Annotated in this window: 12 protein-coding genes; 5 read left to right on the top strand and 7 right to left on the bottom strand. The window is 54.7% G+C overall.

All coding sequences use genetic code 11. From position 1 onward, the window contains the following. The 5 genes from F568_RS0120420 to F568_RS25880 all read right to left on the bottom strand — a co-directional run. On the bottom strand, window positions 1–246 hold a 246-nt coding region (locus tag F568_RS0120420), incomplete at its 3' end, for a hypothetical protein (RefSeq protein WP_026300685.1). Between the two features lie 331 nt (window positions 247–577). Continuing rightward, entirely contained in the window at window positions 578–742 is a 165-nt protein-coding gene (locus tag F568_RS25100) for a hypothetical protein (RefSeq protein ID WP_019018510.1), read from the bottom strand. 317 nt (window positions 743–1,059) lie between these two features. Further along, window positions 1,060–1,272: a hypothetical protein gene (locus F568_RS0120410; protein WP_019018512.1), complete on the bottom strand. Its 213-nt coding sequence runs from the start codon at window positions 1,270–1,272 to the stop codon at window positions 1,060–1,062. 22 nt (window positions 1,273–1,294) lie between these two features. After that, window positions 1,295–1,513: a hypothetical protein gene (locus F568_RS0120405; RefSeq protein WP_019018513.1), complete on the bottom strand. Its 219-nt coding sequence runs from the start codon at window positions 1,511–1,513 to the stop codon at window positions 1,295–1,297. Window positions 1,514–1,752: 239 nt separating this feature from the next. Continuing rightward, window positions 1,753–1,905, bottom strand: a complete 153-nt coding sequence (locus tag F568_RS25880) for a recombination-associated protein RdgC (protein ID WP_019018514.1) — start codon at window positions 1,903–1,905, stop codon at window positions 1,753–1,755. A gap of 730 nt (window positions 1,906–2,635) precedes the next feature. Between F568_RS25880 and F568_RS0120395 the strand changes: the two genes are divergently transcribed. From F568_RS0120395 to F568_RS25090, 4 genes are all read left to right on the top strand, one after another. After that, window positions 2,636–4,087: an ATPase domain-containing protein gene (locus F568_RS0120395; protein ID WP_019020623.1), complete on the top strand. Its 1,452-nt coding sequence runs from the start codon at window positions 2,636–2,638 to the stop codon at window positions 4,085–4,087. 14 nt (window positions 4,088–4,101) lie between these two features. Continuing rightward, a complete protein-coding gene (locus tag F568_RS23450) occupies window positions 4,102–4,494 on the top strand; it encodes a response regulator (protein ID WP_019020622.1) in 393 nt (130 codons plus the stop codon). Then, entirely contained in the window at window positions 4,491–6,257 is a 1,767-nt protein-coding gene (locus F568_RS23445) for a putative bifunctional diguanylate cyclase/phosphodiesterase (protein ID WP_019020621.1), read from the top strand. Before F568_RS23450 ends, F568_RS23445 begins: the two co-directional genes overlap by 4 nt. Before the next feature lie 462 nt (window positions 6,258–6,719). Then, window positions 6,720–6,887 carry a hypothetical protein gene (locus F568_RS25090; protein ID WP_019020620.1) on the top strand — a complete coding sequence of 56 codons (168 nt, stop codon included), beginning with the start codon at window positions 6,720–6,722 and terminating at the stop codon, window positions 6,885–6,887. A 210-nt stretch (window positions 6,888–7,097) separates the two neighbouring features. Here F568_RS25090 and flhC read toward each other — a convergent pair whose 3' ends face one another. Then, a complete protein-coding gene (gene flhC, locus F568_RS0120375; protein ID WP_019020619.1) occupies window positions 7,098–7,688 on the bottom strand; it encodes a flagellar transcriptional regulator FlhC in 591 nt (196 codons plus the stop codon). A 6-nt stretch (window positions 7,689–7,694) separates the two neighbouring features. Continuing rightward, window positions 7,695–8,021, bottom strand: coding sequence for a flagellar transcriptional regulator FlhD (gene flhD, locus F568_RS0120370; RefSeq protein WP_019020618.1), 327 nt, complete (start codon window positions 8,019–8,021; stop codon window positions 7,695–7,697). A gap of 274 nt (window positions 8,022–8,295) precedes the next feature. On the opposite strand from flhD, the gene F568_RS26160 reads away from it, so the two are divergent. Next, window positions 8,296–8,427: a hypothetical protein gene (locus tag F568_RS26160; protein ID WP_268247007.1), complete on the top strand. Its 132-nt coding sequence runs from the start codon at window positions 8,296–8,298 to the stop codon at window positions 8,425–8,427. The last annotated feature ends 127 nt before the right edge of the window (window positions 8,428–8,554 follow it).

The following is an 8,554-nucleotide window of genomic DNA, read 5'->3' as shown; positions in this document are numbered from 1 at the left end:
TGTCGTGTTTTTGACCCATGCTTCTAGAACCATGCCAGCATCCCATTCCGATTTCTCGCGGACACGAATGGGCAGGGGGGCTTCAGCTTGCTCTGGCTCAGGCGTAGATACCAACGCTGCTATCTCCAGTTCAGGAAACATCTTGCTCAACGCTGACTCCATGTGTCGCGCCTGCCCTTCGCTATCGAAGCGAGCCAGCTGTTCGCTCCCTGTACGCTGAACGTCGTTCACTTCCAAGATATCCATGTCGCTCTCCTTTCGTTAGGCAGGAAAACCGCCCGCAGGCGGCATGGTCTGGTTCTGGTTTACTTCCGGTGCCTGGACCCTCACGGACCCAGCTTGGTTGCAGCACCCACGGCGCTCCACATTAGCGTTTAACGCCGATGGCTGTAGGTGCCTGGCGCGTTGCCGTGTGCTTAAGCGATAGCGAACTAGTAGCCATAGGTGGCTTGGGCTTCGACGTATCGCAATTTGTACGCCGGCCATGCTGCCTGGCCACTGATACCTCTAGATATGACGAAGCCGCCCGAGGGCGGCTACATAAGAAGTGCTTTTGTTCTCAGAAGGGGGTATTCGACTAGCTCGGTCCGCCCCATCCCTCGCGCTCTTGCATGGATTCCTGCTTGAGCTGCTGTTGAAGAGACATCACGGACTCGTTTGGATTCTCGCTGTTTTCCTGCTTTAGCGCTACGAATGACACTGCCGCTCCTGCGATCAAGGCACCGAACAAAACTATACGCATCGAGATTCCCTTCCCTGCGTTTTTTCTGAATGTGTATGTACAGCCTATAACTACAATGAGAAATATGCAGTCACAATTTCTCATACTTTTGGGTTAGTTGCTAAGGGGCTTCCATTGCGCCTTGAGCTTGGCAACCGAGTCAGTCTTAGCAGTTTGAGTCGCCGTGGGCCTATTGGCGTCATCAGGTGCCTTAAGGTCCAATAGCCAAGGCAAGATGTATTGGCCCGCTCCTTCCCAAGAGCAGTTGCGGGCCATGATGATTATTCTTAGAATAAGCCGCCTCAAAGGCGGCTATGGGGTCTAAATCCTGTACTGAGCTATTCGGGTTTCATCAGGTCCAGCCATTCGCTGTACGCACGGGCATAAAGCTGTCCTTCGACTAGCTGGTTCTTAGCATCAACGGCTTGGTAGAAGACTACCTTGTCTCCGTTCAGGGTGCCTACGCCTTCGGCGATGCCCATGACTTTGAAACGGCCTCCGCTGGAACGGTGTCGCCATATCTTGTTTCTGAATTCCAGCACCTTCCCCATAGGCGAGACTCCGGTAGCAGCGTCAGCTCTCTCTTAGTTCCGCAATGAATTGAGGAAGCTCATCTGGAGGCAGCGAGGGTGGGGCGCCTGCCGCGTCCCTGATTTGGCTGATAAGCGCTATCAGCGCATAGCCATCTCGCTGCTCAAGCTGTGACTTCATTTCATCCATGCGATAACGCCAATCACGTACGGTTTCTGGAGTGACCTTTAAACCATCAACTACCAAGAATTCCCGTTCCATATGTGCCTCCTATTGTTATGCATTATCGGCTGGAGTCATTAGAAGATAAGCCAGACAGGAGTGGGCGAAGAGCAACGTGACCATTTCGTGACAAAGAAACCGTCTCTGGGCAGAGAAACATCAGCTTATGAAGCATTAGCTCATTCAGTAATTGTTATCGTCAACGTGATGCTTCGATATTCATGCCACGGCGCTCAGCTGCGGCACCTCACCACCCAGCTCCTCGATCAGCATATCGATTACGCACCCAAGGCGATGGCCATCAGCGTAAAATCCATCTCAAGCCTCAGGACAGGATCTTCGCCATCGTCGGCCTGGCTGGCCTCATCGAGGAGGGCATCGGCAAAGCGCAGGCTCTTCAGAGCCAGGTCATCTCTCAGGTCCAGCGACACCTGCTCGTCGATGTTATTGCTCAGTTCTCCAGTGCTTATTCAAGTTAAACAAGAGTATATGAAGCGCCACGTCTGCCGGGCTTGGCAGGCCAAGGAGGGGCGGTGCCATCAGATACATGGCAATGGTCGGTTCGCCCTGCGAATTGCTAGTCGAAAGGCAGGATAGTTTCACCTAAACGTCTTGCCTTATCTGGAAATAAACAACAAATCAGCAAGGGCTAAGCGTTTCGTTGGGTTCGTGCGCACGGGAACCCGAACGTTTGAAGACCATTATAATAACGATGGTGGCGCAGTAATCAGATTTACCGAGGAATGTTCGTCCCCCGAATACCCCCGAATACCAGTAACAGCGGCGCACCGAGCGCACCTGATTTATTCTGCAAGTCATACCTGTCTGCCTCGGTAGCTTGGCGCTTTCCCGACCGGCATCCGATTGCGGCGTGTCGAGCAGGGGACAGTTCGACACAAAGCGGGCAGCTTATAAATGAGTCGCAAGGTTTAATGAAATAAAATCTTGCTAAAGCAACCTTTATTTCAATAACCAAAAGCTATGCTAAGAATCGACATAAATTTGACATTGAAGTGTCATGCTATAGAAATTCTATCGCAAGTATACAGCCCTGCCACTACTGCATGGAATGTTTAGATATGGCCAGCCATATCGAATAATAAGAAAATATGGTATTTCTAATAACAATGTAATTAGACGCTATACAAAGAGTGAGCAGGCATGGCACAGAGCAGTCTTGAGCAGCGGTTATCGACTGGCGTCCGAGGCGTCGATGACATTCTTGGGGGAGGGTTGATCGAGAACCGAAGCTACCTGGTTCGCGGCGGCCCGGGGTCAGGCAAAACGACGCTTGGCTTGCATTTCCTGACTGCCGCCAATCAAGATGAGCCGGTGCTGTTTATTGGTTTTCAGGAGCCGGAAGCACAGATCGAAGCCAATGCCACGTCAGTGGGGCTGGATGTTACGAACGTCAATTTCCTGAGCCTGATTCCCGACGAGCACTTTTTCACCGATCAGCAGGGCTACGATATTTTTTCTTCCGGGGATGTCGAGCAGGAACCGCTGGTGGACGCCATCGTTCAAGCGGTGAATGAGCTTGCCCCCAAACGGGTATTTGTCGACTCCTTGACCCAGCTGCGCTTTCTTTCTGCAGACGCCTACCAGTACCGCAAGCAGGTCATGTCTTTTCTGCGCTTCCTCACTCAACGTGGGGCGACCGTTCTTTTCTCGTCCGAGAGCAGCCAGGACATGCCCGACGATGATCTGCAGTTCATGGCCGATGGCGTGCTCAATTTCGACACCGGCCAGGCCGGCTCCATTATTCGAGTGACGAAGTTCCGGGGCTCGGGGTTCGTCCAGGGACGGCATCACATGCGCCTTGGCACGACGGGGATGCAAGTCTTCCCCAGGTTGGTTCCTCCTCTAACCCGGACCCCCAGCGATGAAGACAAGCTTTGGGGCAGCGGCGCTTCGAGGATCGACGCCATTCTGCATGGGGGATTCGAAGCCGGTACCATTTCGATGATCACCGGGCCGGCCGGCGTGGGCAAGTCGACATTGGCCGCTCAGTTTGCGGCCGCCGCTGCACGCAAAGGAGCGGCCAGCGCCCTGTTCCTGTTTGAGGAAGACGCCACCATTTTCCTGCGCCGCACCCAGAGCCTTGGGTTGGGGCTGCACCAGGCGGTACGCGAGGGGACCGTGGCTATCGAGCCGGTCGAGCCCATGCGCTATCTGGCCGACGAATTCACGTCTGAGGTTCTCCAGCAGGTCACTCAACGGGGCGTTGAGCTAGTCATTCTCGACAGTGTTGCCGGGTTTGGTCTCACGCTGGGCGGTGAGGAAATCGAAGAACGCCTGCACACGTTCGCCAAGACATTGGCGAGAATGGGCGTGACCGTCATCCTGGTCAATGAAACTCAGGCCGTCACCGGCCAGGAGTTCCAGGCGACCGAGAAGGGCTTCAGTTACCTTTCCGATAACCTGGTTTTTCTGCGCTATATGGAATCGGCGGGGGAGATGAAAAAGGCCTTAGGGGTGCTCAAAAAACGCTTGAGCGGCTTTGATACTGCCCTGCACACCTATGATATCGGCGAAGGTGGGCTGATCGTGCATGAGCCGATAGAAGGTTTGCATAGTGTGCTGTCGGGCATGCCTTCCCAAGACCTTGGCTGACCGGAGCGGGAACGATGGCAACCGTCCTACTCGTGATGAAACGGCCGGGCAATGCGCGGGTGATGGCAGATGCCCTGGAGGCGACCGGTCATACCGCGATCAGTGCGTCGAACCATGAGGCCCTGACGGCGGCGATAACCCAATCTGGCGACCGCCGTATCGCGCTCGTGGACATTTCAGGCTTTGGCCCGGCTGACTGGCGGATGTGTCAGACCCTGAATAGCCATGAGGTGCGCTTTATCGTGCTCTGCACCGCGCAGGAAACCCGCCAGGGAGGGCAGGCGCTACGCTACGGTGCGGCCAGTTTTCTACAAAAGCCAGTGAAAAAGCCCGTGCTCCTGGGGGTACTTTCGGACCTGGCCGGTGAGACCCCAGCGATGCAGTCAGTCGGGAACGGATATCCATGAAAACAAGCAGCAGCAATCAAGCGGTCTTCTGGCGCGGCATAGCGGAGGAAGACAGCAACCCAGTATCATCCGTCGCTCATCGGGAGCGGATCCTGGTGATGGTGGGGGCCAGTGGCAACCGCAAACAGCTGATAGAACACTTGAAAACGCGTTATCACGTGCTCATCCCTGACGAGACTGGCGCTGTAGACGATATCGGGCAGGGTAGCCCAACAGAGGCTTCGTTCGACCTTGCCATCCTCGATCCAGCGGGCGCGGTACGCTGGCGTCAGGTGCTCGCTGAAGCGAGAAGCCATGCGCAACCCGTCTTCCTGCCAGCCATGTTGATTGCCTCACGCAAAGACCTTTCCCGGGCATTGCAGGCCTGTGGCTCGCTCATCGATGAGTTCCTGCTCACCCCGATTGACCCGAGTGAGCTGACACAGCGGGTTGACATGCTGCTACGAGCGAGACGCCAGGCACTCACCCAGAGCACACGGCTTGCCTATCTCACCAGTCATGATCAGGGATCAGGATTGCCTAACAAGACGCTATTCCTGGATCGCTTGAGCCAGGCCATCCAGGATGGGACGGTGCTGGGGCGGCAAGTGTTTGCCATGGTCATCCATATTCCCCTAACGCCGGTTTTAAAATCCCTGGGCAACCGGGCATTGGAAGAGGCGGGTCTCGTTTGCAGCGAGCGCCTCAAGGCCCTCCTGGGCGACAACTATTCCCTGGCGCGGCTCTCTACCGACGAGTGGGCCCTGATGCTGCGTGCCGGTGCCTCTACCAGCGATGCACTTGAGGTGTTTCAAACCCTTCAACAGCTTGCAGCCAGCCCCCTCGATGTCAGGGGGGAGCGCGTGCATATCACCCCCGCCGTGGGCATTGCCGGTTACCCTGACGACGCCGCAAACGCCGCTTCCTTGCTGGACTGCGCGGGCTCGGCGCTGACCCGCACTGAACGGATGCAGCATCCGACATTTTATTCGCCTACTGTGCAGCGCCAGGCGCTGGCACAGATACGAACCGAGGCAGGGCTACACGAAGCCCTGGCGCTTGACCAGTTCGAACTGTGGTTCCAGCCAAAGGTGAATTTGAAGGATCGATCATTGACCAGCGTGGAGGCGCTGATTCGGTGGCGCCTGTCGAGCGGTGACCTGGTGCCGCCAAATAAGTTTATTCCGATAGCCGAGGGCAACGGCCTGATTACCCAGATTGACCGATGGGTACTCGAGAAAGCCTGCGAGTCCATGCGGACTTGGCAGGCCCAAGGCGGTCCAGCCCGGGTGGCGGTCAACATTTCTGCCCAGCATCTGGAGCAGGATGATTTCGTCACGACCGTCGAGCAGACCCTGTCACATTTCAGCATCTCCCCGGCGGCCCTTGAGCTCGAGCTCACCGAAACCGCCCTGGCAGACCTGAACCAGGACAATATTGATAAACTTCGAGCACTGCGAAACAGGGGAGTGGGCATTGCGCTTGACGATTTCGGTACCGGCTACTGCTCACTGAGCTACATTCATCAATTGCCCATTACCACGCTCAAGATCGACAAGTGCTTTATCGACAATATCGTCACCGAAAGGGCGGATGCGGCAGTCACCCAGACCATCGTATCGCTGGCTAAAAATTTTCATCTCAAGCTGGTTGCCGAGGGCGTCGAGACCGAAGAGCAATGCCAATGCCTGGTTAGCCTCGAGGTTGAAACGGGACAGGGCTACCTGTTTGCTCGCCCCATGCCTTTCGCTGAATTGCAGCAATGGATAGAGCATGGCAATTGATAGGGCTACGCTTGCCCTTATAGGTCGGGAACATCCTGCTGCGAACCGTGAAGTGGGGCAAGGTGCAGCCAACCGATATAACGGAGACAAGCGACTGCAGGCATCATTATTAATCGCCAGAATCGCGGGTTAGGTGATGACCTGCTTCACGCTGGCAGGGCTATACTCGGGGCCGACGCGGACGGGAAATGATGTTTGCTTCTGGGTAACCCCTGCTCTGCTAGTGAATGACGTGGAGCGGCACTCGCATTGTGTGGCCTGGAACACAATCCACCCTTTCATTGCGTGTAGCTTACGCGTCCCCCAGCTGGAAGTACCGAGTTATTGTAATAAAAATGACTTAATATTTAGTATTGCTAATACCTAATATATGACATTTTTCATATCGATACCCGCTATCTACCTTGCTATTCTCCTATGGTAGTGCATGGAAGTACTGTGATTAAACGCATGGAGGTAGTAATGTTTGAGAAATATGAAGTTGTTCCTTGCCTTGCTGAAGATTGCGTTGATGAGTCCCCAGGCAAGAGGTTAAAGAGTTTTTCATTATCCGGGATAAGACATTGGATACTTTCCTACCTGGAAGATATGAATCTTTATCCGAAGCTGCAGATTGTTGCTATCAACTGAATAACGATCGTCCCTAGGGAACTTAATCAATGCCGACCCATGTGGTCGGGCTCTCCTTACCGCATGCTCTCTTGCTCGATAAGATAGACCGACGGACACGCTTATCAATAAGCGAGGGTAGTGGGGCGTTGAAATGCAGCTTGGACAACGTTCACGTAGCTTCAATGTATGGTGGGACAGGGTATTCTTGAATACTGGGAAAAGCCTCTATCACGCTTGGCGAGCCTGTAACGACATAACTTCATCATCCATCTCGACACAACGTCCGGCTTCGAGCGCCTCACGGCGCTTGCGGGTCTTACCAGCCCGTGACGGAGGCTGACAGATGCCACAGATAAAGTTGCGTGATGGCGTGTGCGCATGAGCCACAAACTGGCCACTACAACTGGTACATTTATTGAGTTCGAGCATGCCACTTTCGAAGAAACGTACCAAGGTCCAGGCACGCGTCAATCCAAGCACCGGTTCGGCGCCTTCAAGAGCCAACTGCTCCAGATAGAGCCGAAATGCCCTGACGAATGCGCCCATGCGGTTACAACCGTGATCTTCCACCAGCCGCACATAGATATTGAAGAACAGCGAGGAATGGATGTTCGGCAACCAGGTAACAAACCAGTCGGTGGAGAACGGTAGCATGCCCTTGGGGGGCGACATGCCGCGGACTTCCTTATAAAGCTTGATAAGGCGCGCACGGCTCAAATCGGTTTCGGTCTCGAGAACCTGCAGCCTGGCACCGAGTTCAATCAACTCGATGGCCATCTGAACCTGCTGCATTTCAATGACCAGACTCTTATCGGCCATGTCGGCTTACCCCGCCTGAACGTTAGAGCGAGTCGACACCGAGGCCATCAGAAGCGCGGCATGCGTCTGGCCCAGCCCCTGCTCACGCGTATCGGTGGTCAGCTTCAAGAGCTGCTCGGGATCATCGAAACACAGACGGCACAGTAACTGGTTGGTCCGTGATAACTGGCCCAGCTGCTTGACGGAAAGCGACGCCAGCATGTCTGCCATGGGCTCGCTGATCTTGAGGCGGAACATGGCAGTGGCGCGATCTTCATTTATGAGACGCTGCACCAGCAACAGGTACGAGAGATTAATGTCCTGAATGTCATTCAGGAGGCTATCAATCAGCATGTTGGTCATTCCCTGCGTTTGCGTAAACGATGACCTAAGGCCATTCGGTTATTTTCAGATGTCTACAAAAGGTGACATCCATGTTTCGTTGTGTATCTATTATGAGACATATCTGTGAGGATGCGCAACACATAACACGCGAGAAGTAGTGAATATTCTAATGTTATTGACGAAACGCAAGGTTTTTAGCGTATCTTGCTGTTTTTGTTGCCTCTTCCCATCAAGCTAGGGACTGCCATGGCAGGCGTTACGAAATTCCGATCATGCTTGGGCATTGATTGAAGTTATCGCTTCGCCTGACACGCTCGCTGGGCGCTGGGCGCTGGGCGCTGGGCGCTGGGCGCTGGGCGCTGGGCGCTGGGCGCTGGGCGCTGGGCGCTGGGCGCCACGGCGCGATGACCGTTAGCTGCTCAACGGCTTTTCTGGATTCTTTGCTCGGGCACTGAATGGCGGGCTTTGCCCGAACGCTTCGGCCCTTAAACGCTTCAATGCTTAGAAGGCGGCCTAACAGCGCTCGACAGTGGCGAGATAAT

The organism is Modicisalibacter luteus DSM 23508 (assembly GCF_000378505.1).
Lineage (GTDB): Bacteria > Pseudomonadota > Gammaproteobacteria > Pseudomonadales > Halomonadaceae > Modicisalibacter > Modicisalibacter luteus.
Note: the sequence above shows the minus strand (reverse complement) of the source record. Positions and strands in the feature narration are given on the sequence as shown.

Coding starts and splice junctions, on each gene's coding strand:
- flhD (WP_019020618.1), bottom strand. CDS start 8,021: ATGCTGATTGATAGCCTCCTGAATGACATTCAGGACATTAATCTCTCG.
- F568_RS25090 (WP_019020620.1), top strand. CDS start 6,720: ATGTTTGAGAAATATGAAGTTGTTCCTTGCCTTGCTGAAGATTGCGTT.
- F568_RS23445 (WP_019020621.1), top strand. CDS start 4,491: ATGAAAACAAGCAGCAGCAATCAAGCGGTCTTCTGGCGCGGCATAGCG.
- flhC (WP_019020619.1), bottom strand. CDS start 7,688: ATGGCCGATAAGAGTCTGGTCATTGAAATGCAGCAGGTTCAGATGGCC.
- F568_RS23450 (WP_019020622.1), top strand. CDS start 4,102: ATGGCAACCGTCCTACTCGTGATGAAACGGCCGGGCAATGCGCGGGTG.
- F568_RS0120405 (WP_019018513.1), bottom strand. CDS start 1,513: ATGGAACGGGAATTCTTGGTAGTTGATGGTTTAAAGGTCACTCCAGAA.
- F568_RS25100 (WP_019018510.1), bottom strand. CDS start 742: ATGCGTATAGTTTTGTTCGGTGCCTTGATCGCAGGAGCGGCAGTGTCA.
- F568_RS0120410 (WP_019018512.1), bottom strand. CDS start 1,272: ATGGGGAAGGTGCTGGAATTCAGAAACAAGATATGGCGACACCGTTCC.
- F568_RS0120395 (WP_019020623.1), top strand. CDS start 2,636: ATGGCACAGAGCAGTCTTGAGCAGCGGTTATCGACTGGCGTCCGAGGC.